The organism is Chelativorans sp. Marseille-P2723 (genome assembly GCF_902809845.1).
Lineage (GTDB): Bacteria > Pseudomonadota > Alphaproteobacteria > Rhizobiales > Rhizobiaceae > Chelativorans.
On sequence record NZ_CADDWI010000008.1, the window covers coordinates 44,117 to 68,534 of the forward strand.

The 24,418-nt window shown below is 59.4% G+C and carries 26 protein-coding genes; 17 read left to right on the forward strand and 9 right to left on the reverse strand.

The genetic code is table 11. The features are described 5' to 3' along the window. Positions 1-76 precede the first annotated feature (76 nt). The 5 genes from acpS (at position 77) to recO (ending at position 3,748) form a co-directional block, all read left to right on the forward strand. A complete protein-coding gene (acpS, locus tag HUS57_RS01910) occupies positions 77-484 on the forward strand; it encodes a holo-ACP synthase (RefSeq protein WP_173931260.1) in 408 nt (135 codons plus the stop codon). 110 nt (positions 485-594) lie between these two features. Continuing rightward, entirely contained in the window at positions 595-1,344 is a 750-nt protein-coding gene (gene lepB, locus HUS57_RS01915) for a signal peptidase I (protein WP_173931261.1), read from the forward strand. A gap of 9 nt (positions 1,345-1,353) precedes the next feature. After that, the gene (gene rnc / locus HUS57_RS01920) at positions 1,354-2,076 is read left to right on the forward strand and encodes a ribonuclease III (protein WP_173931262.1); all 723 of its coding nucleotides are present in this window, start codon (positions 1,354-1,356) and stop codon (positions 2,074-2,076) included. After that, on the forward strand, positions 2,073-2,981 hold the full coding sequence (gene era, locus HUS57_RS01925) for a GTPase Era (protein WP_173931263.1): 909 nt from the start codon (positions 2,073-2,075) through the stop codon (positions 2,979-2,981). The genes rnc and era overlap by 4 nt, the downstream gene beginning before the upstream one ends. Before the next feature lie 35 nt (positions 2,982-3,016). Further along, on the forward strand, positions 3,017-3,748 hold the full coding sequence (gene recO, locus HUS57_RS01930) for a DNA repair protein RecO (RefSeq protein WP_173931264.1): 732 nt from the start codon (positions 3,017-3,019) through the stop codon (positions 3,746-3,748). Between the two features lie 55 nt (positions 3,749-3,803). Here the strand turns inward: recO and HUS57_RS01935 are convergent, their stop codons facing one another. Further along, complete coding sequence (locus HUS57_RS01935; protein ID WP_173931265.1) at positions 3,804-4,679, reverse strand: mechanosensitive ion channel domain-containing protein; 876 nt, start codon at positions 4,677-4,679, stop codon at positions 3,804-3,806. A gap of 214 nt (positions 4,680-4,893) precedes the next feature. Between HUS57_RS01935 and HUS57_RS01940 the strand changes: the two genes are divergently transcribed. After that, positions 4,894-5,346, forward strand: coding sequence for an N-acetyltransferase (locus HUS57_RS01940; RefSeq protein ID WP_173931266.1), 453 nt, complete (start codon positions 4,894-4,896; stop codon positions 5,344-5,346). 7 nt (positions 5,347-5,353) lie between these two features. Beyond that, the gene (locus HUS57_RS01945; RefSeq protein WP_173931267.1) at positions 5,354-6,814 is read left to right on the forward strand and encodes a RimK family protein; all 1,461 of its coding nucleotides are present in this window, start codon (positions 5,354-5,356) and stop codon (positions 6,812-6,814) included. A gap of 477 nt (positions 6,815-7,291) precedes the next feature. On the opposite strand, the gene HUS57_RS01950 is transcribed toward HUS57_RS01945, so the two are convergent. From HUS57_RS01950 to HUS57_RS01975, 6 genes are all read right to left on the reverse strand, one after another. Continuing rightward, the gene (locus HUS57_RS01950; RefSeq protein WP_173931268.1) at positions 7,292-7,927 is read right to left on the reverse strand and encodes an HD family hydrolase; all 636 of its coding nucleotides are present in this window, start codon (positions 7,925-7,927) and stop codon (positions 7,292-7,294) included. Further along, complete coding sequence (locus HUS57_RS01955; protein WP_173931269.1) at positions 7,927-8,787, reverse strand: folate-binding protein YgfZ; 861 nt, start codon at positions 8,785-8,787, stop codon at positions 7,927-7,929. The genes HUS57_RS01950 and HUS57_RS01955 overlap by 1 nt, the downstream gene beginning before the upstream one ends. Before the next feature lie 102 nt (positions 8,788-8,889). After that, positions 8,890-9,588 carry a cytoplasmic protein gene (locus tag HUS57_RS01960; protein WP_173931270.1) on the reverse strand — a complete coding sequence of 233 codons (699 nt, stop codon included), beginning with the start codon at positions 9,586-9,588 and terminating at the stop codon, positions 8,890-8,892. A 142-nt stretch (positions 9,589-9,730) separates the two neighbouring features. After that, a complete protein-coding gene (locus HUS57_RS01965) occupies positions 9,731-9,988 on the reverse strand; it encodes a hypothetical protein (RefSeq protein WP_173931271.1) in 258 nt (85 codons plus the stop codon). Between the two features lie 136 nt (positions 9,989-10,124). Then, complete coding sequence (locus HUS57_RS01970) at positions 10,125-10,493, reverse strand: TIGR02301 family protein (protein WP_173931272.1); 369 nt, start codon at positions 10,491-10,493, stop codon at positions 10,125-10,127. A gap of 31 nt (positions 10,494-10,524) precedes the next feature. Beyond that, positions 10,525-10,941: an NUDIX domain-containing protein gene (locus HUS57_RS01975; protein ID WP_173931273.1), complete on the reverse strand. Its 417-nt coding sequence runs from the start codon at positions 10,939-10,941 to the stop codon at positions 10,525-10,527. Positions 10,942-11,023: 82 nt separating this feature from the next. On the opposite strand from HUS57_RS01975, the gene HUS57_RS01980 reads away from it, so the two are divergent. The 10 genes from HUS57_RS01980 (at position 11,024) to pssA (ending at position 22,578) form a co-directional block, all read left to right on the forward strand. Beyond that, positions 11,024-11,758, forward strand: a complete 735-nt coding sequence (locus HUS57_RS01980) for an SOS response-associated peptidase (protein WP_173931274.1) — start codon at positions 11,024-11,026, stop codon at positions 11,756-11,758. A 567-nt stretch (positions 11,759-12,325) separates the two neighbouring features. Continuing rightward, on the forward strand, positions 12,326-13,819 hold the full coding sequence (gene cysS, locus HUS57_RS01985; protein WP_173931275.1) for a cysteine--tRNA ligase: 1,494 nt from the start codon (positions 12,326-12,328) through the stop codon (positions 13,817-13,819). Between the two features lie 135 nt (positions 13,820-13,954). Next, complete coding sequence (locus tag HUS57_RS01990; protein ID WP_173931276.1) at positions 13,955-14,338, forward strand: VOC family protein; 384 nt, start codon at positions 13,955-13,957, stop codon at positions 14,336-14,338. A gap of 21 nt (positions 14,339-14,359) precedes the next feature. Next, positions 14,360-14,851 (forward strand): GFA family protein, encoded by a 492-nt coding sequence (locus tag HUS57_RS01995; protein WP_173931277.1) that lies wholly within the window; start codon positions 14,360-14,362, stop codon positions 14,849-14,851. Further along, positions 14,848-16,461: a citramalate synthase gene (gene cimA, locus HUS57_RS02000; RefSeq protein ID WP_173931278.1), complete on the forward strand. Its 1,614-nt coding sequence runs from the start codon at positions 14,848-14,850 to the stop codon at positions 16,459-16,461. Before HUS57_RS01995 ends, cimA begins: the two co-directional genes overlap by 4 nt. Before the next feature lie 237 nt (positions 16,462-16,698). Then, on the forward strand, positions 16,699-18,531 hold the full coding sequence (locus HUS57_RS02005; RefSeq protein WP_246727704.1) for a LysM peptidoglycan-binding domain-containing protein: 1,833 nt from the start codon (positions 16,699-16,701) through the stop codon (positions 18,529-18,531). A gap of 173 nt (positions 18,532-18,704) precedes the next feature. Next, the gene (locus HUS57_RS02010; protein ID WP_348640550.1) at positions 18,705-19,067 is read left to right on the forward strand and encodes a metalloregulator ArsR/SmtB family transcription factor; all 363 of its coding nucleotides are present in this window, start codon (positions 18,705-18,707) and stop codon (positions 19,065-19,067) included. Positions 19,068-19,070: 3 nt separating this feature from the next. Then, a complete protein-coding gene (locus tag HUS57_RS02015; protein WP_173931279.1) occupies positions 19,071-20,951 on the forward strand; it encodes an ABC transporter ATP-binding protein/permease in 1,881 nt (626 codons plus the stop codon). 113 nt (positions 20,952-21,064) lie between these two features. Next, a complete protein-coding gene (locus HUS57_RS02020) occupies positions 21,065-21,760 on the forward strand; it encodes a phosphatidylserine decarboxylase (protein WP_173931280.1) in 696 nt (231 codons plus the stop codon). Next, positions 21,760-22,578: a CDP-diacylglycerol--serine O-phosphatidyltransferase gene (gene pssA / locus HUS57_RS02025; protein WP_173931281.1), complete on the forward strand. Its 819-nt coding sequence runs from the start codon at positions 21,760-21,762 to the stop codon at positions 22,576-22,578. Before HUS57_RS02020 ends, pssA begins: the two co-directional genes overlap by 1 nt. A gap of 144 nt (positions 22,579-22,722) precedes the next feature. On the opposite strand, the gene HUS57_RS02030 is transcribed toward pssA, so the two are convergent. Next, positions 22,723-23,448: a 2-acyl-glycerophospho-ethanolamine acyltransferase gene (locus HUS57_RS02030; RefSeq protein ID WP_173931282.1), complete on the reverse strand. Its 726-nt coding sequence runs from the start codon at positions 23,446-23,448 to the stop codon at positions 22,723-22,725. A 178-nt stretch (positions 23,449-23,626) separates the two neighbouring features. Beyond that, positions 23,627-24,373, reverse strand: a complete 747-nt coding sequence (locus HUS57_RS02035; RefSeq protein WP_173931283.1) for an SDR family NAD(P)-dependent oxidoreductase — start codon at positions 24,371-24,373, stop codon at positions 23,627-23,629. Positions 24,374-24,418 lie beyond the last annotated feature (45 nt).

The window sequence follows — 24,418 nt, forward strand, 5'->3', positions numbered from 1 at the left end:
CTGATCGCGGCAGAGATGCAGGTAATGCTATTCAAGCAGAGAAAGATTAGACATATGCCTTGGGCGGTTGACACAGATGATTATCGGACTTGGCAGTGATCTCATTGACATTCGCCGTATCGAGAAGACGCTCGAACGGTACGGCGAGCGCTTTGTCAACCGTATCTTCACGGCGGTGGAGCGTGCGAAGTCGGACCGCCGGCGGGAGCGCGCGGCCTCATATGCCAAACGTTTTGCGGCTAAGGAAGCGTGCGCAAAAGCTCTTGGCACCGGCCTTTCGCAGGGGGTGTTCTGGCGCGATATGGGCGTTGTAAACCTGCCTGGTGGCAAGCCGACCATCGAAATGACCGGAGGTGCGGCAGCCAGGCTCCAGGCGATGACCCCTCCCGGTCACAAGGCGTTGGTGCATTTGACGATCACCGATGACTATCCTCTCGCCCAGGCTTTCGTCATCATCGAAGCCGTGCCAGATGATGGTCGATGAATGCCTGCAACGATTTGCCATTGCAGGCTGCATTGCGGTGTTAGACGCGAGCCGATAAGACGGACCCGTAATTACGGGCGGGTGAATCCTGCCGCTGAACCGAGGACTACATGAGCGTGGCGGACAAATCGCGTAAGAAATCGGGCGGGCTGGGCGAGACGGTCAACGTCATAGTCCAGGCGCTGCTTCTGGCACTGGTGATCAGGACGCTCCTCTTCCAGCCTTTCTCCATACCCTCGGGTTCCATGCGGCCCACCCTTCTGGAGGGAGACTATCTTTTCGTTACGAAATGGGCCTATGGCTATTCGCGCCATTCGCTTCCCTTTTCGCCACCCATCTTTTCCGGTCGAATCTGGGGCTCGCCGCCCGAACGCGGAGATGTTGCCGTCTTCAAGTTCCCTCCCGACCCATCGCTTGACTACATCAAACGCGTCATCGGCCTGCCAGGCGACCGGGTCCAGATGCGTGATGGCCAGCTTTTCATCAATGGAGAAGCGGTAAAGCGCGAGAAGATCGGCGAGATCAACGATCCCGACATCACCGAAATGCCCCGCCCGGTGGATGTCTATCGCGAGACGCTTCCAAATGGCGTCTCATACGAGACGCTGGATCTTTCGCCGAATTCCATCGGCGACAACACGCGCGAATTCGTAGTGCCGGAAGGCCACTACTTCATGATGGGCGACAACCGCGACAACTCTACCGACAGCCGGTTCTCCGTGGGCTTCGTGCCGGAGGAAAATCTGGTCGGTCGGGCGAATATCATCTTCTTCTCCATTTCCGGCGGTGCCAGCCCCCTGGAGATTTGGAGATGGCCGAGCGAGGTGCGGCTGTCGCGCATCTTCACCTGGGTAGACTAAGGTGCAGGGATGGCTGGCAAGCGGCGAAGCGGCAAAGAATTGGTCGAAGAGGCCGGTGGTCGGCTCGACGTTACCTTTCACGATGCGGCCCTTCTGGAAAGGGCGCTGACCCATTCCAGCGCCCGTGGCCATGCAGGTTTCGACTATCAGCGGCTCGAATTTCTGGGTGATCGGGTGCTGGGTCTGGCCGTGGCGGAAATGCTGTACGAAATGTTTCCCGACGCCATGGAAGGGGAGCTTTCCGTCCGTCTCAATGCGCTGGTCAATGCCGAGACACTTGCGGAAATTGCTGACGAACTAGAGCTTTCCGCGTTGATCCGTACCGGCTCCGACGTCCGTTCACAGGCGGCGCGCAAGCATGTCAACATGCGCGCTGACGTGATGGAGGCGCTGATCGCGGTCATCTATCTGGAACATGGGCTCGATGAGATCCGCCGCTTTATTCGGACCTATTGGACCAAGCGGGCGAAGGCGGCTAAGGCAGCCCGTGGGGATCCGAAGACAGTGCTTCAGGAATGGGCGCACCAGGTTTCCGGTACGACGCCGGGCTATGTAATCGAAGGTCGCGAGGGGCCGGATCACGACCCGATCTTCAACGTGGCAGTGCGGATCGCCGGCTTTGCGGATGGACATGGACGAGGGCGCTCCAAGCGGGAGGCGGAACAGGCGGCGGCTACCGAGGTTCTCGTGCGCGAAGGTGTCTGGAAGCCGCTGCAAGAAGAAGCCTCATGACTGCTACATACTCCAATACGCGCTCCGGCTTCGTGGCTCTGATCGGCGCGCCGAACGCCGGCAAGTCCACGCTCATCAACCAGTTGGTGGGAGCCAAGGTTTCGATTGTCACGCACAAGGTGCAGACGACGCGATCCATTATTCGCGGCATCACCACACACAACCAGACGCAGATCGTTTTTGTTGACACGCCCGGCATCTTCAAGCCGCGCCGGCGGCTCGACCGCGCGATGGTCACCACAGCCTGGGGTGGTGCCAAGGATGCCGATCTGGTCGCTTTGCTTATCGATGCTGAGCGTGGCATAGGCGCGGATACGGAAGCCATACTGGAAAAGCTGCCCGACATACGCCAGCCGAAAATCCTGATACTGAACAAGGTCGACCGCGTGAAACGGGAGAACCTTCTGGCGCTTGCCGCGCAGCTTAATGAGCGCGTGGCCTTCGAGCGCACCTTCATGATCTCCGCCCTGACGGGGGATGGCTGCGGCGATCTTCTCGGCTATCTGGCAGAGGCACTGCCGGAAGGACCGTGGTACTATCCGGAAGATCAGATTTCGGATTTGCCGCTGCGCCAGCTTGCGGCGGAGATCACGCGAGAGAAGATCTTTTTGCGGCTGCATCAGGAACTTCCCTACTCCACACATGTGGAAACGGAAAGATGGGAAGAAAGGAAGGACGGCTCGGTGCGCATCGAGCAGGTTATCTATGTTGAACGCGACAGTCAGAAGAAGATCGTTCTCGGCCACAAGGGAGCCAGCATCCGCGCTATCGGCCAGGTTGCACGCGAGGAACTCTCGGCCATGCTTGAGGCAAAGGTGCATCTTTTCCTTTTCGTGAAGGTGCGCGAAAAATGGAGTGACGACCCCGAGCGCTACCGGGAGATGGGGCTTGAGTTTCCCGGCTAACGCCATGGAGAAGAAGCCCGGAAGGAGTGCCTTCCATGGAGTGGCGTGACGAAGGTATTATTCTCGGCACCCGCAAGCATGGGGAAGCGGGCGTCATCCTGGAGGCCATGACGGCCGCACATGGGCGCCATCTGGGTCTTGTTCGGGGTGGACGCTCGCGCCGCATGCAACCGGTGCTGCAGCCCGGAAACCGCGTCGAGCTCTTATGGCGTGCAAGGCTTGAGGAGCATCTGGGCGCCTATCAGGTGGAACCGCTCAAGCTCGAGGCGGCGCGGCTGATGGGTTCCAGCATCGCCGTCTACGGACTTCAGACGATCGGCGCCCATATACGGCTCCTGCCGGAACGCGATCCCTATCCGGCCCTTTACGAAACGCTTGGCGTGGTGCTGGCCCATCTGGACGACCCAGCAATTGCAGGAGCACTCTTTGCCCGTTTCGAACTGGCGCTTCTGGAGGAGTTAGGCTTTGGGCTGGACATCGCACAATGCGCGCTCACCGGCAGCCGGGAGTGCCTTGCCTATGTTTCGCCCAGAACAGGCCGCGCCGTCACATACGAGGCGGGCGCGCCCTGGCGCGACAAGCTGCTTCGGCTGCCGGCGTTTCTGCAGGGGCATGGCGAGGCCTACTGTGACAGTGTGGCTCTTTCCGAGGCCTTCGCCTTGATAGGCTTTTTCCTTAACCGGCATGTCTACGAGCCGCGCGGTATCCAGGAACCTGAGGCGCGCTCCGGACTTCTTGCAGCACTGAAACGGGGACTTGAAAGCTAGATTGGCCGGCACTGCGATCCAGAGCAGTGCCACTGCCTTTTCTTCCCGGCGCAAATTAGCCCGCCTGTTCCGGAACGCCGTTTTCTCCTTGTCCCGGGATGAAGTGCACGACCCGTTGGGGCAGAGCGATGGTGATTCCGCTTTGTTCCAGCGCCTGTGTTACCGCCCTGGTAAGATCGAACCGCGTCTGCCAAAAATCCGATGTCGTGGTCCAATAACGCAGGGTGACAATGATTGCACTTTCGCTCAGTTCCCACACAAAGGTTTCCGGCGCCGGCAGGGAAAGTGCCCGCTCATCCGCCATTGCAAGTTTTAGCATGATACTCTGGGCGAGATCGATATCGTCACCATAGCCAATACGGATAGCGATATCGTTGCGGCGGGTGGCATTGCGCGAATAGTTGGTGACGGCCCGATTCCACAATTCGCTGTTGGGAGATAACACGAATACCCCATCGGCCGATTTCAGTTCAGTCGCGAAAAGGCCAATCTCCTCCACCGTTCCGGCTATGCCACCCGCGTCGATATATTCACCCACCTTGAAGGGCTTCAGCACGAGCAGCATGATCCCGGCTGCGATATTCTGCAAGGTTCCCTGCAGAGCAAGACCAATAGCAAGGCCGGCTGCACCGAGCGCGGCGATGATGCTCGCCGTCTGCACGCCGAACTGCGCCAGTACAGTAACGGCGACCAGTACGAGGATCGTGTAGCGCACGAGCTTGGAAAGAAAGCGCTGCAATGTTTCATCGAAGGCAGGAAAGCGGCGCAGGCCGGTCCGGGTCCAGCGTTCCAGCAAGCCGGCGACGGTATAGCCCACAACGATGATGATGATCGCGCCCACGAAATTGAAGGCAAAGGTGACGGCAAGCTCACCTGCTTGCGCCAGTATGCTTTCGGCGGCGCTAAACATTGCAGCCGTGTCCAGTTCCATTGATACCCCCACGCTCGGCGTTCTCGATGCGTCCTGCGCCGATCGGTCTTCCCTGCGGCGGCAGCCGTCGGCATGCTGACCGGTCTTGATCCACGCTGCCTAACCCTAAGAGGAAAATAAAGCGTTGACCCCGGCACGGCGGCGATTTTGAGGCTGGCAGCACGATCCAGTGATGATATGAGTTGCAGCCTTGGTTCGAGGTGATCCGCATCCCATGCATGCCGACATTCGTCCGGCTCGCGCGTCCGACATTGAAGCGCTGCTTTCTATCGAGAACAGTGTTTTCGAGACTGATCGCCTGTCGCGTCGGTCATTCCAGCACCATGTCAAAAGCAGAACGGCTTTGCTGCTCGTATTGGAGCGTGAAGGGGGGATTGCTGGCTATGCTCTTCTTTTGTTCCGGGACGGCAGCCGAGTTGCTCGGCTCTACTCGATTGCCGTAATGCTAGGGCGTGAGAGGCGAGGGCTTGGAAAATGGCTGCTCTCGGCCGCGGAAGGAGCGGCCCTGTCGCGTGGCTGCATCCTGATGCGCCTTGAAGTGCGCGAAGAGAACCAACGCGCCCTCGAACTTTATCAACGCACCGGATACCGCCGAATAGGAAAGATGCATGGCTATTATCAGGACGGCACAGCAGCGCTGCGTCTGGAAAAAGATCTGAGGGCTTGATTCGATCATGAGCTGGGTCATTCTCACGGGCCGGCAGAACGATCTCGACCAGGTGGCAACGCCGCACAAGATCATCACCAGCAAGGATTATCTCGCGCATCCCGTGCTTTTCCGAGGACAGAGGCCGAAGATCATCAACCTGTCCAACAGCTATGCCTATCAAAGCCGCGGCTACTATGCCTCGCTGCTTGCTAGCTCGCGGGGACACAAGGTGATCCCCACGGTCGAGACGATGATCGACCTGTCCGGTCGTAAGCTTTACGAGAATGCGCTTCCAGAGCTGGAAGAGGCGTTGAACCGCTGCCGCAAGGATTTAGGTGGCAGTTTTCCGCAAAGCGTGGACATCTTCTTCGGTATCGGACCAACCAAAGCCTGGGACCGTTTCGCACGCCTTTTATTCGACTGGTTCAGGGCTCCTGCGCTGAAAGTGGCGATCACGGATGGCGAATGGGCAAGGATTCGGAAAATTGGCTTTCTGCCCCTGAACCGGATGAGGAAGGAGGAAAAGGAGCGTTTTCTAGCTAGCCTTGGCACCTATACCGGACGGCAGTGGCGCGATAGCAGGACAAGGACGCCCGCCCGCTACACCTTCGCCACGCTGATATCTCCTCATGAAGAATTGCCGCCCTCAACCGTTGGCTCGCTCAAATACTGGTCGCGGATCGCCGCGAAAATGGGCGTGGAGGTCGAGCCGATCACGAAGAAGGACCTTGCCAGGCTGGCCAATTACGATGCGTTGTTCATCCGCGAAACAACGACCATTTCCAACCATACCTATCGTTTCGCTCGCCGCGCACAGCAGGAGGGCATGCCGGTTATCGATGATCCGTTGTCGATGATCCGCTGCACCAACAAGGTCTACCTGAATGAACTGATGCTGTTCAACAGAGTGCCCGTTCCGCCGACAGTCATGATTTCCGGCCTGAACGATCTGAAGACTGCGGCCGACATATTGGGCTTTCCGCTCGTGCTTAAGATTCCCGATAGCGCCTTTTCACGCGGTGTGAAGAAGGCGGCCAACATGGCCGAGCTGAAGGAACTTGCTACTAGATGGCTGGAAGATACCGATCTTCTGCTTGCGCAGAAATTTCTGCCTACCGAATTCGACTGGCGTATTGGCGTGCTGGGGGGCCAGCCACTTTTTTCAGTTCAGTACCTGATGGCCAAGAAGCACTGGCAGATTGTGAATCATGAGCGAGGCGGCAAGCCGGATGAAGGAGGCTTTCGCTCCTTTACGCTTGCGGAAACGCCGGCGGAGGTGATCGACGTGGCAGTGCGGGCGGCGCGCTGCATTGGGGACGGGCTCTACGGCGTCGATCTGAAAGAGACACCGGACGGCATCCATGTGATTGAGGTAAACGACAATCCGAATCTCGACCATGGTTGCGAGGATGCGAGCGAGAAAGATCGGGTCTGGATCCGGCTTACGCAATGGTTCATCGACAGGCTGGAGCGACAGGGAAGATAAAGCATTTCCCGGTAACCATGACTTGATTCTTGATGTGATGTTCGCGTGTGATTCAGGGTCCGCCTTGGCGAGGTGGATGATAGGAAGAGCACTGAGCGCGGATCGTCGGTCACGGGGCCTGAAGGCCGGGAACGAAGAAGCTTTGGCCCGGCAGGGGGCGGATCGGCGTTGGCGGGAGCGCAATCCGCTCGGTTGCACGGCGGGTGGACGGCGGCGCATGAGCGAGGCGATCTAGACTAGCGATCAAGGCGGCGCTTCCTGGCTTTACCTGTCGCCTTAGAGGTCTGTTTCAATCCTACCGAGAAAGCCGCGGCCAGCCGCAAGTCGCTGCTGCGCACAAAAGCCGAAAGGACTATCGCCCGAATTGGACACGGCCGGACCGATCCTCGACCTCTTCCCTCCCGCCGAATGCGCGAAATTGCTTCAAGGCAGCCGGATGTGTCCGACATTAAACCGGACGTGCTCTAGCCCGGAGCTTTAGACGCTTGCCACGCTCTGTTCTGGCAGTCCGGAAGTCCGCTCGGCTTCCAGCGCTTCGAAGCGTGCGAGATAGGCGTCCTGCGCATCCCGAGCGGGTTGCGGAGAAAGGTCGAGACTAACGGTCGACAAGCCGCGTGGATGGCCGAAAATGCGTGCTGCCTCATCGCGGTCGAAGCCTGCCAGTTGAGTTGCCTCGAAGAAGGCGACGATGCGATCGGCACGCTTGATCTCACGGGTAAGGCTAACGGGAAGGTCGGCAGGGAGGCCGAAACGCAGATGGATCGCGGTCTGTAACCGTTTTTCTACCAATTTGTAGTCGTCGCCAAGCGTAGCCTTGAAAGGAGAGATCATGTCGCCGATCACATATTCGGGTGCATCATGAAGAAGCGTGGCCAGCAGCCAGTCTGGCGAGGCATTCAGATTAAGATTGCGCAACACCTGCTCAACCAGAAGCGAATGCTGGGCGACCGAGAAGGCGTGGTCACCACGGGTTTGTCCGTTCCAACGGGCAACGCGCGCAAGCCCATGGGCGATGTCGCTGATCTCTACATCAAGCGGCGAGGGGTCCAGAAGGTCAAGCCGCCGCCCGGAAAGCATGCGCTGCCATGCCCGTGCTGCCGGTCGCCTTGCCATTACTCCGACTTTTCGCTGCTTCCGGTGAGCGTGAAGGAGGCAAATTCCGGTACACGAAAAGTGAGGGCGACGTCGCCAGCCATCACCGGAATTCCGGCCTCCATGGCTTCGGCGACACGGTCGATACGCACGATCGCAAGGCCATCCATGCTGCTCACGGAGCCGAGTGCGCCGATAGATCGGCCCCCCGCAGTTATCTCGGTTCCTGGGGCGGGCAAAGTACCTTCACCTTTGGCGATTACGAGCCTGCGGCGCGCGGTGCCCCTGTGATGCATGCGGGAGACAACCTCCTGTCCCACATAGCATCCCTTCTTCAGTCCCACACCGCCATTCTGGTCGAACAGAATGTCATGCGGGAAAGCGTCGCCCAGCGCATACTCCGCTCCGCTCTCGGCTACCCCGTGGGCAATCCGAAGCCGGTGCCATGCGTCGACATCCTGGCCGGCTTCCTGAGCTTTGCTGTGGTAATGCCTCATTACATTCAAGGTGGCGGGAAAGCGCCGGTCGTGCACGCTTGAATCGATCGTTAAACCCGCTGAATCAATTTCCCAGGAAACAGCCACATGCAACTGTTCTTCCAGCAAGAAATCGACCTTCGACCGTAGCCGGTAGAACATGAGCCGCTTACGAAGGTCGTCTGCAACATCTGCGCGGCATTCCAGCCAAAAGCGTTCGTCTCCCGCGCGCGATATGAGGAAATCAAAAAGAACCTTGCCCTGTGGCGTCAGCAGTGCACCAGGACGGGCTTCATCGGGAGCAAGGGCGGAGAGATCCGTGGTGATGACGTTTTGCAGGAGCGTTTCCGCATCAGATCCAGCGGCGAGAATGAGAGAGCGGTCGGGCAGTTTGACTAAAGGCATTGCGGAACCCATCGAAACAGCGTCATGGATTAGGTAAGCTCGGTCTCCGTCTGCGGCAACCTTCCTTGCGCGGGACCGCGACAGCGGCAATGTGCCAGCCTTTCAGTCGCCAGCCACGAAATAAACCCAGCGCCCGTCGGGAGTGATGCCGGACCGGAAAAAGATATAGGCGCCGAAGTTCTTCATCTCTTCATAGTCACCAGCAGTCACGATGGTAAACAGTTCGACCCGCTGCTCCGGCGTCAGATCCTCAAGCGGAATGGCGAAGAAGTAGGGCCACACATAGAGTTCCTCTTCCGTGCCGGGGTTGAGCCGCACGAAACCCGCCTCCATGATCTCTAGCAGGATGGCTAGAATTTCCTGGCCGTCTTCGTCGCCCGACACTTCGCGCAGGAAGTCGATGGGATCGCCTTCTAGGGCGCCCAGGGCTAGCTGGGTGGCTGAGAGGCCGCTGCCAATCAGCGGGCGCAAGCGTTCCAAATCGCCGCTGCGGGCCGCTTCGATGATGAGCTGGCGCATACGCTTTACCGGTTCCGGCAGCGCGCCGACATCGTAAAGTATCTCTGGCGTTCCCTGATCCGGGTCATGCCGCATGGCATCGCCCTGGGCCTCTCCGCCTTGAGGTGAAGCAATCGTCGCGTTCGGGAGTGGGGCCCGTTCGACTCCCTCATACACTTCTTCGGGAGGCACATATTCAGGCAGGGTGTCACTAAGCGCGTGCGCCTTCGAGAGCATGGCAGAGCCCAGCATCATGAGCATTGCCGCGACAGCCGGGAAGAAAACGGGAAAGGGGATCGGCATCGCTACCTGCAGCATCGCCCAGGATTGGGAGAACTATGAACTTGTTGTTCTGAGAACTCGCCTCAACATATCTTGAAAGGCAGCCCCCATAGATCAGGCCCACCTTTCCAGAAATCTTTTCTAGCGAAACCGACCGGCAATCTCAATGCCGGGTACGCGTGGGCAGGAATTTTCCGGCAAGCGTGCGCTCTCGCATCTGATCTAACAGGGCAATGGCCGCTTCCTCGTTGCCATGTTTGCAGAGTTCGGTGAGCGCGGTGGCGAGCGCAGCTTCGGCGATGATTTCGGGCTCGATGCCCGCAAGAAGCCCTTCAGCCCAGGCAGCATTGTGGCACTCGTTACAGGTCGTACGCTTCTCTTCCTCGATCATCGCTTCGATGTCGGCAACTGTCATGTGCATGGCAATCTACCCGTTCTCCGGCACCAACTGAGCGCCGCTACCCTATTGTCCCCGTGCAACAGCTAGCATGAAAATTGCGGCGGCATCGCGAAACGTCGTTCGCATGGTGAATGAAAAATGAATCGGAAGGCGCGCGTCAGTTCCCGTAACGCATAACAATATCGCCGGCGAGTTCTTCGCCTTCCTTCATGTAACGGTCGAGTGCCTCCAATGCCGCATCCGTACAATTCGTGTAGATGGCGGCAAAGGAGCGGTATCCATGATTGAAACTGCCAACCAGCATGGTTCTCCGTTCCTCTGACGGCGCCTCGGCTTCGAGCAGCGCCTCCATCTGCCTGCGCCATGAATCACCGTCTTCGCCGCACAGCCCACGTAGGAAATGAACGGAGCCGAGAACCTCCGCAAGCCTCGTCAATTGACGGTCATACGGAACCTCCATTGCCTGGGAGGCAGCAGGGCCGCATGACAACCAGGCAAGGAGGGAAAGCAGGATCAGTCGTTGCATGCCAATTCTCTTGCCGGGAAGAAAGGCGGGTTCAAGGCCAAGTGGGTTCCTGCCGGCCCGTGGCTATAGTTTCTGCCAAGGCTTGCGTACTTTCGGTCACAGGTAGGCCGCGCATCTCCTCGACCGTGTACCAGCCTGCAAGATCAGCATCGTCACCTACCTGAAGCTCTCCCTCGAAGTCAGCGCTGCGGAAGACCTTCAAGCGAAAGCGCTGACCGCCATCGCCCTCCAGAACCATCTCTGTCAGAGGCGCGAGCATTCCTACGAGCAGTCCCGTTTCTTCCCGAAGCTCACGGCGTGCTGCCTCAGGCGCTGTTTCGCCGTTTTCAATGCGGCCGCCTGGAAAGGCGAAAAGACCGCGCGCCGGGGCGCGCCCGCGACGCACGAGCAGGAAGCGTCCATCGCGCATGATCACCACTGAAACGGCTGGAATTTCGGTTCTGTCCATTGGTTTGTATCCGTTGCCGTAATATCTATTCTGCCTGATGCCGATACGAAAGGTTTTAATAGAAGGAACCCTGTAACAGATCATGTGTGGGCGCTTTGCATTGAAAAATTCGCCGCGGGAGGTGGAGGCGCTGCTCGGACTTGCCGAGGTGGAAGATTTTCCTCCGCGCTATAATATCGCGCCCACCCAGCCGATCCTGACGGTGATAGCCGGGCCTTCCCGCCCGCGCGGCTCGAACTTACCAGATAGGGAGACGCTTCTGGTGCGATGGGGGCTTTGGCCCTCCTGGGTGAAGAAGCCAAAGGAACTGCCGCTCCTGATCAATGCGCGCAGCGAAACGGCAGCGGAAAAGGCGGCTTTTCGCGCTGCGATGCGCCACCGCCGGGCTCTGATTCCGGCCTCCGGCTTCTACGAATGGAGGCGTGATGGCAGCGGCCGCTCGCAACCTTTCTGGGTTCAGCCCCGCTCAGGCGGGCTCGTCGCTTTTGCCGGTCTGGTAGAGACCTGGATAGAGCCAGGGGGCAGCGAAATAGATACCGGCGCGATCATGACCACGGCTGCATCCAGCGATCTTGCTTCCATCCACCACCGCATGCCCGTGGTGATCAGGCCGGAAGACTTCGCGCGTTGGCTCGATTGCCGCAGCTATGAGCCGCGCCATGTGGCCGACCTCTTGACTGCGGTCGAGGCCGGCTTTTTCGAGGTGATCCCGGTTTCCGACAAGGTCAACAGCGTGGCTAATACAGGGCCGGACATTCAGGAGCCGGTAGAGCTGCCCGCCCCGGCTACTAAGGCACAGCAGCTACAACTCTTCTAATCACCGCATTCCTGCGCGCCGATGGCCGGTTGAGCCTAGCGTTCTTCGCGGGGTTCAAACACTCGCTTCGGCTCTTGCTTCTTTCTTGGTTTGCACTGAAGCGCTGCGTTGATGGCGGCTGGGCCGACCGCGCGATATTCCTCGACAAGCCTTGGCTTTTCCGGCTTCTGCTCGGCCTTAGCCTGATCTTGCCTGGTATTTTCTGGTACCATGACACTTGCCTGACGTGGGTACTATCTATGTTGCACAGTTAGGTTTGCGATTCCGTCGAAATAATGTCCCCAACGCGCACCGCCGGATACTTGTTCATTAGAATACGACAGGGGACTTAAAACTTTCTTCAGCCCTGCATTAAGGTAGCATACGGCCGGCGCTGACAGCGGCTTGACGGCGGCGCGCATGAAGGCGATAAGAGCGTAATGAAAACGCGGTTGGCCATTATCGGCATTTGCATTATCGGCTAGCGCTGACGCTGGTCCGGTCGTTTTCGCCTTTTCCCTCAAACACGAAAAACGCCCTGGCCAGAGGCCCGGAGCACCGCGTGAGGTGTTGGATTGGGAAATTAAGATGCCCGATGGATTCAAGGGATTGCGGATCTATAATACATTGACGCGCCGGAAGGAGGATTTCGTTGCCCTCGATCCGGCGAATGTACGCATGTATGTTTGTGGGCCAACCGTCTACGATTTCGCACATATCGGCAATGCGCGGCCGGTGATCGTCTTCGATGTGCTTTTTCGCCTCTTACGCCATCTGTATGGCGTGGACCACGTCACCTATGTGCGTAACATCACCGACGTCGACGACAAGATCAACGCTCGTGCCTTACGGGACTATGGAGAGGAGATCAGGAACGGCGAACTGTCCCTCAACGAAGCTATCCGGCGTGTTACGGAAAGGACGGCCGATCAGTTCCGCACGGATGTGACGGCACTTGGCTGCCTGCCACCCACCTTCGAGCCGCGAGCAACGGAATTCGTGCTACCGCGCCCGGACGGGCGCGCCGACATGGTGAGCCTCATCCAGCGTCTCCTCGATCGCGGCCACGCCTATGCGGCAAATGGGGAAGTCCTGTTCGACACGGCCTCCATGCCGGATTATGGAAGCCTTTCAAGGCGCAAGCTCGACGATCAGCAGGCGGGCGTGCGGATCGCCGTTGACCCACACAAGAGGAATCCGGCTGATTTCGTGCTCTGGAAAGTTTCGTCCGTGGAAGAGCCAGGGTGGGAAGCCAGCTTCACCGTTGACGGCAAGCCGATTTCAATCCGGGGACGCCCGGGCTGGCACATCGAATGCTCCGCGATGTCGGCGGCCTATCTCGGCGAGGTTTTCGATATTCATGGCGGTGGGCTGGACCTCATCTTTCCGCACCATGAGAACGAAATCGCCCAGTCACGCTGTGCCCATGGCACAGACAGAATGGCCAATTACTGGATGCACAATGGCTTCCTTCAGGTGGAAGGCCGCAAGATGGCGAAGTCGGAAGGAAATTTCGTCACTATCCACGAGCTCCTGCACACCGGGAATTTCGGCGGGCGCGAATGGCCGGGCGAGGTGCTGAGGCTTGCCATGCTCATGACGCATTACCGCGAGCCCCTCGATTTTTCCGTACGCAAACTGGAAGAAGCGGAAGCCGTGCTGGATGGCTGGTATCGCGCAGTTGAGGATGTCGAAGCCGATGACGAAATCGCTCCCGGATTCCTTGCCGCCCTCAAGGACGATCTTGGCACCACAGGTGCAATAGCTGCGCTGCACGATTTGCGCGGCCAGGCAGCGAAAGGAAGCAATGAGGCGCAGGCGCGCCTGAAGTCAGGCGCCGGTCTCTTGGGGCTTCTTCAAGTGACGCAGGATACCTGGTTCTCTGCAAAAGCCGCCCGCGCGTCCGTCGATCAGGATGGGGTGGACGAAAGGGTCGCTGCCCGACTTGCCTTCATCGAGGAGAAAAACTTCGCCGAGGCCGATCGCATCCGCGAGGAACTTGCGTCCGAAGGAATCCAGCTCATGGACTACAAGGACCCCGAGACGGGTGAGCGCCGGACGAAATGGGAGGTGAAACGGTGAGGGGAACGGGACCCTCAGCCGGGGCCGTGTTCCAGCCGCCTCTGCGCAGTTTGCACCCACGGAACGAGCGGGTATCCCGTGCGATTCGGGCGCATGGTCCCGCGGAGAGGGGCCGGCAGAAACAGGAGGTGATGCATGATTGACCATATCGGCATCCGCGTCGCGGACTTCGTCCGGGCGAAGGCGTTCTATGACAAGGCGCTCGCGCCGCTTGGCGCAACGCTTCTGATGATGGTTCCGGCGCAGCACACCGGCGGCGTGAAGGTGGGTGGCTACGGACGGGAAAAACCGGACTTCTGGCTGCATGAGACCGGCGATTCCGGCGAACCAAAGCATATAGCCTTCACCGCCCGCTCCCGCGCGGAGGTGGATGCCTTCCATCGCGAGGCGCTTGCCGCGGGCGCCAGGGACAATGGTGCACCCGGGCTAAGGCCCCACTATCACCCTAACTACTATGGCGCCTTCGTCTTCGATCCGGACGGGAACAATATCGAAGCCGTATGCCATGCGCCGGAGTAACACGCCGCAAAGGAGACGCCAGTGAGTCTCGATAATGAACCTGTCTATACGGGAGGCTGCCAGTGCGGTGCCGTGCGCTTTCGAGTCGAGGGCGCGCTAGGCGAGCCTTCCATTTGCCATTGCCGCATGTGCCAGAAGGCGTTCGGCAGTTTCTTTGCGCCGCTTGCTTCGGTGCGGGGCGCAAAATTGCGTTGGACCCGGGGGGAGCCGAAGCGTTTCCGATCCTCCGATCATGTGCAGCGTGGCTTCTGCGCCGAATGCGGCACACCGCTCACCTACGAGGCTCCCGATGGAGTCGCGCTGGCGATTGGCGCGTTCGACAAGCCCGAAGAGGTGGCGCCCCGCCTTCAATGGGGCATCGAGGCGAAGCTCCCCTATGTCGATACGCTGGGCAATCTGCCCGCCCGCGCCACCATGGACGATGTTGCACATGCTGATTATCTCGCCAGCTTGATCTCTAACCAGCACCCTGACCACGATACTGACCAATGGCCGCGGGAGAACGCGAAATGAGCCGCGAGCGCATCTATCTATTCGACACGACCCTGCGCGATGGCCAGCAGACGCCGGGCATCGACTTTTCCATCGAGGACAAGATCGCAATTGCTGCGCTTCTGGACGAACTCGGCGTGGACTATGTCGAGGGTGGGTACCCCGGCGCCAATCCGACCGATACCGAGTTTTTCTCGCAGAAACGCTCACGCCGCGCCCATTTTGTGGCTTTCGGTATGACAAAGCGTGCGGGCGTGTCGGCGGAGAACGACCCGGGGCTTGCTATGCTTCTTCAGGCTGCCGGCGACGCCGTCTGCTTCGTGGCCAAGAGCTGGGACTACCATGTGCGCGTCGCCCTTGGCTGCACGAACGAAGAGAATCTGGAATCCATCCGGGCTTCGGTGGCCGCAGCTCGCGCGGCGGGCAAGGAGGCCATGGTTGACTGCGAGCATTTTTTCGACGGTTACAAGGCCAACCCCGATTATGCGCTCGCCTGCGCGAAAGCCGCTTATGAGGCAGGCTGCCGCTGGGTCGTGCTGTGCGATACCAATGGCGGGACACAGCCCGCCGAAGTGCGCGAAATCGTCAGCGCCGTCATAGCCGCCGGGATCCCCGGCACCCATCTGGGCATCCATGCCCATGACGATACTGGCCAGGCGGTTGCCAATTCACTCGCGGCGATTGAGGCAGGCGCACGCCAGATCCAGGGCACGCTCAACGGCATCGGAGAGCGCTGCGGGAATGCGAACCTCACCACGATCATCCCCACGCTGGCGCTGAAATCCACCTATGCCGAGCGTTTCGAAACAGGGGTGAGCGCTTCCGCCCTTGCAGGCATTTCACGCATCTCCCATGCTTTTGACGAATTGCTCAACCGTGCGCCTGAGGCGCAAGCACCTTATGTCGGAGCCTCCGCCTTTGCGACCAAGGCCGGCATTCATGCTTCGGCGATCCTGAAAGAGCCGCGAACCTACGAGCACGTGGCACCGGAGGCGGTGGGGAATACCCGCCGCGTGATGGTATCGGACCAGGGCGGAAAGTCGAACTTCATTGCCGAACTGAAGCGGCGGGGCATCGCGGTGGACAAGGCCGACCCGCGCCTCGACACGTTGATTGCGCGGGTTAAGGAGCGTGAGGCAAGCGGTTACGCCTATGAGGGCGCGGATGCGAGCTTCGAACTCCTGGCGCGTCGTATCCTTGGGCGTGTACCGGAGTTCTTCAAGGTGGACGGCTTCCGATGCATGGTGGAGCGCCGTTTCGATGCACGTGGGAACCTTAAGACGGTCTCCGAGGCGGTGGTGCGTGTGACCATCGACGGCGAGACCCGCCTTTCCGTGGCTGAGGGGCATGGGCCCGTCAACGCGCTCGATATTGCGCTGAGAAAAGATTTGGGCAAGTACCAGTCCGAAATCGCCGATCTTGCATTGAGCGATTACAAGGTGCGCATTCTGAATGGCGGCACAGAGGCAGTGACCCGCGTCCTTATTGAATCCTATGATTCAACAGGGGAGCGCTGGTGGACCGTTGGCGTTTCCGACAACATCATCGACGCGTCCTTTCAGGCTCTGATGGACTCCATCGTCTACAAGCTGGTCAAAAATCGCGAGAGGACAAATCTTGCCGCGGAGTAGACGATCGTGAGCGCCCGACCCCCTATCAGCTTGCCTGATATGGTTTCATTTACTTCGTTATGGCTTTATGCATCGTCCGATGCTGCGCACTCCTTGCACGCCGAGGGCGCTCGATGCGCGCAGCGTTTGCTCAGGTCATGCTGTCCAATATGGCCAGGAACAAGCGTTCGCGGGCTTGTTCTTGTCCATGCTGTGAAAACAGGATAGACCGCTTCGAGTAGAAAACAGGGCGGTTATATGGCAATGACTCCGCTCAGGGTGTTGCTCTTCATATTTGGTGGTCTGATCGGCGCTGGAGCGGTAGCTTTCTACGCGGGATTGTTCACGCCTCCCTCCGCGCAGGACGACGGGCTGGCGACAATGGCGGAATCCGTGTTACCCGAAGAAGAGCCCGAAGAAAAACAGGAAGAATCCGCAGCAGATTCCGCAAAATCTACCGAAGCCAGTGCTGACGTTGAAAAGGATAGCGTTGGTCAGGAACAGGTAGTCGTGCCTGCTTTTGATCTTCTGCGTGCCGAGCCGGACGGATCTCTTGTGGTGGCGGGCAGGGCGGCACCCGGCTCGGATGTGGAGGTTTTAAGCGGATCGTCCATCCTTGCAATGGCAAGGTCCGGCCCTTCGGGCGACTTTGCTGCCGTGCTGGATGAACCGTTAAAGCCTGGCGAGTACAATATCGTACTGCGGGCCACGTCGCCGGACAACAATGTGGCAGCGACATCGATGGAAACGGCGATTGTTTCCATTCCAACGCCGGGTAGCAACCAGGTGGTCGCCCTGGTTCAGCAGCCGGGCAAGCCCAGCAGGCTGATTTCCGTGCCGCAACCGGAACAGCTGGCAAACAGCGATGCCGAAGTACCAGCGGAGGCGGAGGGCAACGCTCCAGAAACTGAACCGGCTGCCGAGTTGGCGGAGAATGGCGGCATGGCAGCGGATGGCACTTCCGAACCGGTGGAGACCGCTGGGGACAGGGCGTCCGCAGAGGAAGAGGCAGGTGAGACCGAAGAAGCCGCTACCAGAGACACTGACGCCGCAAGGGAGAGGAGGGAAGCTGCGCTCGCGCCCGCCACTCCCAACGATGCGGATGCCGTAGCGAAGGTGACGGGAGAGCAACGTTCGGGAACGGTGCGACAGGAGCAGGTGGGAGAAAGCGGCGAGCAAGAGGTAGCAGTTGCACCGGCTGAGCCGGAATCCGGCAGGGCGGAGGAGAATGCGGACGTAAGGAAAGCGCCCCCGCAGTCTTCCGCAAGAGAAGACGATGCGCCTTTCATCGAGGCAGTCGAGATTGATGGCCGAAAAATTTTCGTGGCCGGCAGGGCCAAGCCGAACAGCCGCCTGCGCATCTATGCCAACGAGACGCTCCTTGGCCAGACCACCACGTCCCCGCAGGGACAGTTCCTGCTTGAAGCGGAGCGAGATTTGCCGGTTGGCGATTACATCATCCGTGCGGACGTGCTGGCCGATGACGGAAGTAGCGTCATTGCCCGAGCGGCTGTGCCCTTCGATCGCCGCGCGGGCGAACAGATTGCTGCCGTCGCCTCAGAAACGCTCACCGACACAGCGAATGAAGCGAATATGGAAGGCGCGGATGCGGTACGCCCGGCGGAAACATTGCCGGACGAGGATACAGATGCTTCGGGAGCAGACGCATCCGCGGCTTCGCCGCTTCGAGAATCGCGGAAGGTCTTTGAAAATTCCGGTTCGGACGAGGTGTCAGGCGAAGGTGGAACCGGGCAAAACATTGCCGCTGCTGGCAAGGAACCGGGCCGCAGCCAGGCGCCGGAAGGTGTCCAGGAAGTGGTTGCGCAGGCCCTGCAGCCTGCAGACGGGGCGGTGATCATCCGCCGGGGCGATACGCTCTGGCAGATTTCACGCCGCATCTACGGCCGCGGCGTTCGATATACCACCATCTATCTTGCCAATCAGGAGCAGATACGTGATCCGGACCTCATCTGGCCGGGGCAGATCTTCAAGGTTCCTGAAGAAACGGATGCGGGAGAAAAGGCGAATCTCGAAGCTGTCAGCGAGCAGGCCATCTCGCCAGAGGCCATCCTTGCTGATGAAGAGGAATAGGCGCCGGTATTGGCATGCGGCGCCACAGGCATCCTTCATCCGAGTTAGTACTAGGGCAGGCATTCCAAAGCCGGCGCAATGTATGGCAGGCTACGGCGATTGCATGTTCCACATTGCCTTTTAACCCTGGAACCGTTGCAATCCCATCGTTCATCGTTTATCGGCGATGAACGATGAATCCGCTCGTCAGAATTCACCAGTTAGATGGGCAAGCGCCTGCACGCTTCGCGCCAGACCGGATGGCGCGGCGGTTTGCAGCGCTCGCGCATCCTGCCCGAGTTGAGATCCTGTGCCACCTTTCAGTTGCCGGGGCATGCTGCTGCAAGGATGTGGTGGGACAGATGCCTCTTGCCCAGTCTACCGTCTCCCAGCATCTGAAGGTTCTTGTGGAGGCCGGGCTGGTGCGCCTAACACCGGTCGGGCAATCTTCCCGCTACGAAATCAACCCTGTCGCTCTGCTGGAGATTGGTACAGCAGTCGACGATCTGCTTTCCCTCTGCGCGCCCGGCGCTGATAGCAACGACAATCGAGACTGATCATTGGCCCAGAAGACCGTCTCCGCCGAATCCGGCGCCACCCTGCGCACGCTGCTCAATCTCTGGCCCTATATGTGGCCTTCCGACCGGCCAGACCTGAAGATGCGGGTGCTGCAGGCCAGCGCGTTCCTCGTTCTGGCGAAAGTGGTCCTCGTTCTTGTGCCCTATTTTTTCAAATGGGCAACGAACGTGCTTTCGGGCGAGGGTACGCCGCCAGCCTTTCTTCCGGCAGTTTTGGCCGGGCCTCTGATGCTGGTTGTCGCCTACAATTTGATGCGGGTTATACAGCTTGGCTTCAACCAGTTGCGCGATGCGCTTTTCGCCCGCGTCGGCCAGCATGCTGTCCGCCAACTCGCCTATCGCACCTTCGTGCACATGCACTCGCTTTCGCTGCGTTTTCACCTTGAGAGGAAGACGGGGGGACTTTCGCGCATCATCGAGCGCGGTACCAAGGGCATTGAAGCGATTGTGCGCTTCACGATGCTCAACACCTTGCCGACGATCCTCGAATTCGCGCTTTCGGCTGCAATTTTCGCCATCGCCTACGGCTGGATCTATGTCGCAATCATGGCCGTCACGGTCTGGCTCTATATCTGGTTCACCGTAAAGGCCAGTGATTGGCGAATCACCATCCGTCGGGAAATGAACGAATCTGACACCGACGCGAACACCAAGGCGATCGATTCGCTGCTGAATTTTGAGACGGTGAAATATTTCAACAATGAGGCCATGGAGGCGCGCCGATTCGACCGATCCATGGCGCGCTATGAGGAAGCCGCGACCAAAACATGGACTTCGCTCGGCTGGCTGAATTTCGGCCAGGGCGTGATCTTCGGACTGGGCATGACGGCGGCGATGGCAATGTCCGCCTGGGAGGTAACGCAGGGCACGCAGACGGTGGGCGATTTCGTCTTCATCAATGCGCTGCTGATGCAGCTTTCCATCCCGCTTAACTTCATCGGCTTCGTCTATCGCGAAATCCGCCAAGGTCTGACTGACATTGAGCAGATGTTCGACCTGCTGGATGTGCCGCAGGAGGTGAAGGACAGGCCGGGCGCGAAACCGATTGAGGTTACGCAAGGCCATGTGCGTTTCGAGAACGTCTCCTTTGCTTATGATGAAAACCGGCCGATCCTCAAGGGAGTAAGCTTTGAAATTCCTCCCGGAAAGACGGTGGCCGTCGTCGGTCCTTCAGGTGCGGGAAAGTCTACTATCTCGCGCCTCATCTTCCGATTCTATGACATTAACAAGGGCGCTATCCTGATCGACGGGCAGGATGTGCGTGACATCACCCAGGACAGCTTGCGCGCGGCAATTGGCATGGTGCCGCAGGACACTGTGCTCTTCAACGACACGATCCTCTACAACATCCGCTATGGCCGGCCTTCGGCGACGGAGAAAGAGGTGCACAGGGCTGCCGAACTTGCACAGATTGCCCCTTTCATCAAGAGCTTGCCAGATGGCTACAACACCATGGTCGGCGAGCGCGGCCTGAAGCTTTCAGGTGGCGAAAAGCAGCGCGTTGCCATTGCTCGCACCATCCTCAAGGCGCCGCCCATCCTCATCCTCGATGAGGCGACATCGGCGCTCGATACGCATACCGAGCAGGAGATTCAGGCGGCGCTCGATCTTGTGAGCCGCGACCGCACAACGCTGGTGATCGCCCATCGGCTTTCCACCGTCATCAGCGCGGACGAGATCATCGTTCTGAAAGAGGGCCAGATTGCTGAGCGTGGCACGCATCGCGCTCTCCTTTCGGCCAGGGGCCTTTATGCTGAGATGTGGAACCGGCAGCGAGAGGCAACCCGAGCCGAGGAACGCTTGCGCCGCGCCCGCGAGACCGACGAGATGGGAGTGGTGGTGCGCAAGCGGCCGAGTTACTGATCGCATCAGCCCGCTTGCGATTGCGCTTGCCAGAGGAAAGTGCCTCGTCTGCGTTGCAGATGGACGGGCTTTCCGTTACCAAGTCGCGCTTGCCAATGCAGGGCGGAGAACCGATGAGCCTGGCTGAAACGATTCGGAGCACGTTTGTGCCTATTCACCGCGAGGGTTATCGCTTCATCGCGATCTTTCTTGCTGCGTCCATCATCCTTGGCATCCTTTGGGAGCCGTTCTTCTGGATTGGCTTGCTCCTGACGGGATGGTGCGCGTATTTCTTCCGCGATCCGCCGCGTGTCACCCCGGTGGACGACCGGCTGGTAGTCTCGCCTGCTGATGGCGTAATCTCCTCGGTAGGGCCAGCGCTGCCGCCTCCGGAACTGGGGATCGACGGCGAGACGACCCGCATTTCCGTCTTCATGAATGTATTTTCCTGCCATATCAATCGCGCCCCGGTGCGCGGGCGTATCTCGCTGATCGAGCACCGGCCTGGCCGCTTTCTCAATGCAGAGCTGGACAAGGCAAGCGAGGAGAACGAGCGCAACAGCCTCGTGATAGAAAGCCCGAACGGCCCTGTAGCGGTGGTGCAGATAGCGGGCCTCGTCGCCCGCCGTATCGTCTGCTGGGTCGAAGCACCGGAAGAAATCGCCGTGGGCGAGCGGTTTGGGCTGATCCGGTTCGGCTCGCGCGTGGACGTCTATCTGCCGGCGGAAGCGCGGCCGCGCGTGGCAGTCGGTCAGGTCGCCGTGGGCGGGGAGACAATCCTTGCCGAGTTTGGTAGTGATGCGCCTCCGCCCATCGTCCGGGTTTCCTGATGGCGGGGCCTTTCGCGCCTTTCGATCAGCATGGCGGCGGCGGCCCGCGTATCCGCGAGATCCCGTTGCGCCTGATGGTGCCAAACATCATCACCGTCCTTGCTGTGTGCGCTGGCCTTACAGGCATCCGACTGGCATTCGAGAACGAGGTTGAAACGGCCGTGATCATGGTGCTGATTGCGGCCTTTCTGGATGCGGTGGACGGCCGCGTGGCGCGTGCCTTCAAGGCGACGTCGAAGTTCGGTGCCGAGATGGATTCGCTCGCCGACATCGTCAATTTTGGCGCGGCGCCTGCGCTGGTCCTTTATGCTTATATTCTTGACAAGGCAGGAGCGATCGGCTGGATTGCCGCCCTTCTTTTCGCCATTGCCTGCGTGCTGAGGCTGGCACGTTTCAACGTCATGCTGGAGGATGGCGGCCGGCCTGCCTGGCAGGCCGATTATTTCGTGGGCGTGCCGGCGCCTGCGGGAGCAGCGCTCGTCATGCTGCCAATTTACCTCGGCTTTCTCGGTTTTACCCCAGATCGGGGAGTGGCCTTCGCCGCCTGTGCCTACACCGTGATCGTGGCCTTCCTGATGGTTAGCAGGCTGCCGGTATATTCCGGCAAGTCATCGGGAAGCCGCGTGCGTCGCGAACTGGTGATGCCGCTGATGCTGGGCGTAGTTTTCTATGTTCTGCTCCTGGTCAGCTATCCCTGGCAGACCATGACGGTATCGGCCTTCGCCTATATGGTCTTCCTCGTTTTTAGTGTGCGCGCTTATTCGTGCCGGGCGCAGAAGGAGGATGCTGCGACGGAAGATGGGGCCGGTTCCCTGTAATATTGCAACAAGCTTGAAGCGCTCAGCGAATGGCTGCGCATTCACCGGTCAACGCTTCCTTGACTTTATGGCATCCTTGCAGGGGAAGGCGAACCGGCGCTCTGGGGACTACCCGCATTGGCGCTCACGTAAAAGGTAAGAAAGCTACGCGGCGAGCTGGTCGCCACCATCATCCTTCTCAATGCGGGCAAGCTGTCTGACAGTAAGCATTCGCTCGAAAAATACATCGGCACGCCTTGGCTGCTCGCCCCGTGCCATCGCTATCATCTCGGCAATCGTAAGCGGTTTGAGCGTGGCAATCCTGAGACGCGGCAAAAGATGGCGGCCTTCCTTCCTTTCCAGAGCGAAGAAGGATTGACCAGCACCCTCAACATGGATCGGCACTATGCGTGCCTCGGCGTTTGAGGCAATGCGTGCTATGGCCCGGAACAGGCGGAAGGCCTTGGGGTCTGGAGACACGTTGTCGGGAAGATAAACAGCTAGGCGTCCACCTCCCTTGAGACGGCGCACCAGCCTGCGGCTGACAAAAATATGGCGTGCGTTGAAGACGATGGTTCGGGCAAGCGCGCGCCAGGGATCAAGCCACCAGGCCCTTGCGGAATCCTCGTCGAGAATGTGCAAGGTATCCTGTGGCAAAAGCGCAAGCATCAGAGCTGGCTCCAGCCGAGACTGGTGCCAGACTGCGTAGATAACGGGCGGTTCTGCCTTCCGCGCTTCCATAATGGGCCCGTCCTTGACGCGGAAGATGAGCTTCAGCGGCGCATAAAGGACGGCCTGATGAAGGCTGATGCCGAGCCTTACCATGCTGTAGGTGGCAAGAAGCAGCCAGAAAGCCAGAACCACGCAAAGGAGAGCGACGGCTGTTACCATTCGGTATCTCTCCTCACCGGAAAATTCCTCGCCTTATGTGGCTTATGTAAACAGGCAGCGGGCCATGCAGCCGTTGCTCAATCTGGGGCATCGCTTCGTTCCCGTACGGCTTCTTCTGGCCATTGCGGCTGCAGGGTAACGGAACGTTCGGCGAGGTCAATCGACTTTTCGCGCCGGCTTATTCAGGCATTTGATACCGCACGAAGCGCTTCTGCCTGACATCGAAAATAAGGCCGGTTTCGGTAAGCGCGGGGCTTGCCAGCGGCAGGATCTTCTCGGCCACCTCGGAGGGGTCGGGCAGGGTCTGCGGATCTTCTCCCGGGACGGCCTGTGCGCGCATTGCGGTGCGCGTGGCTCCGGGATTTACCGCATTGACCCTGAGCGGCATATTTTTCGTTTCGTCTGCCCAGGAGCGCACCATCGCCTCTACGGCCGCTTTGGATGCAGCGTAAGGCGCCCAGAACGCCCGGGCGGAGTGGGCGGCGCCCGATGACATGACGATAGCGCGGCCAGCATCGGAGGCACGCAGAAGCGGATCAACGGATCGGATGAGCCGCCAGACCGAAGTGACGTTGATCGCCATCACTTTTTCGAAGACCCGTGCCTCGACATGGCCGATGGGCGAGATGACGCCGAGAATGCCGGCATTGGCGACCATGATGTCGAGCTTGCCCCAACGCTCGTGTATCGCACCCCCAAGGCGGTCGATACCTGCCATATCGGAAAGATCGAGCGGCACTAGGGTTGCTTCTCCGCCAAGCGCTTTGATCTCGTCGTCCAGTTCTTCCAGCCCACCAACGGTGCGCGCCACGGCAATGACATGGGCTCCTGCCGCTGCAAGGCCTTTCGCCAGAAAATAGCCGATGCCGCGCGATGCCCCGGTGACAAGGGCAGTACGGCCAGAAAGGTCGATAGAGCGGGACATGGATCTCTTCCAAAGTTCGTCGTTCTGGAGCTATTAGTACGAATT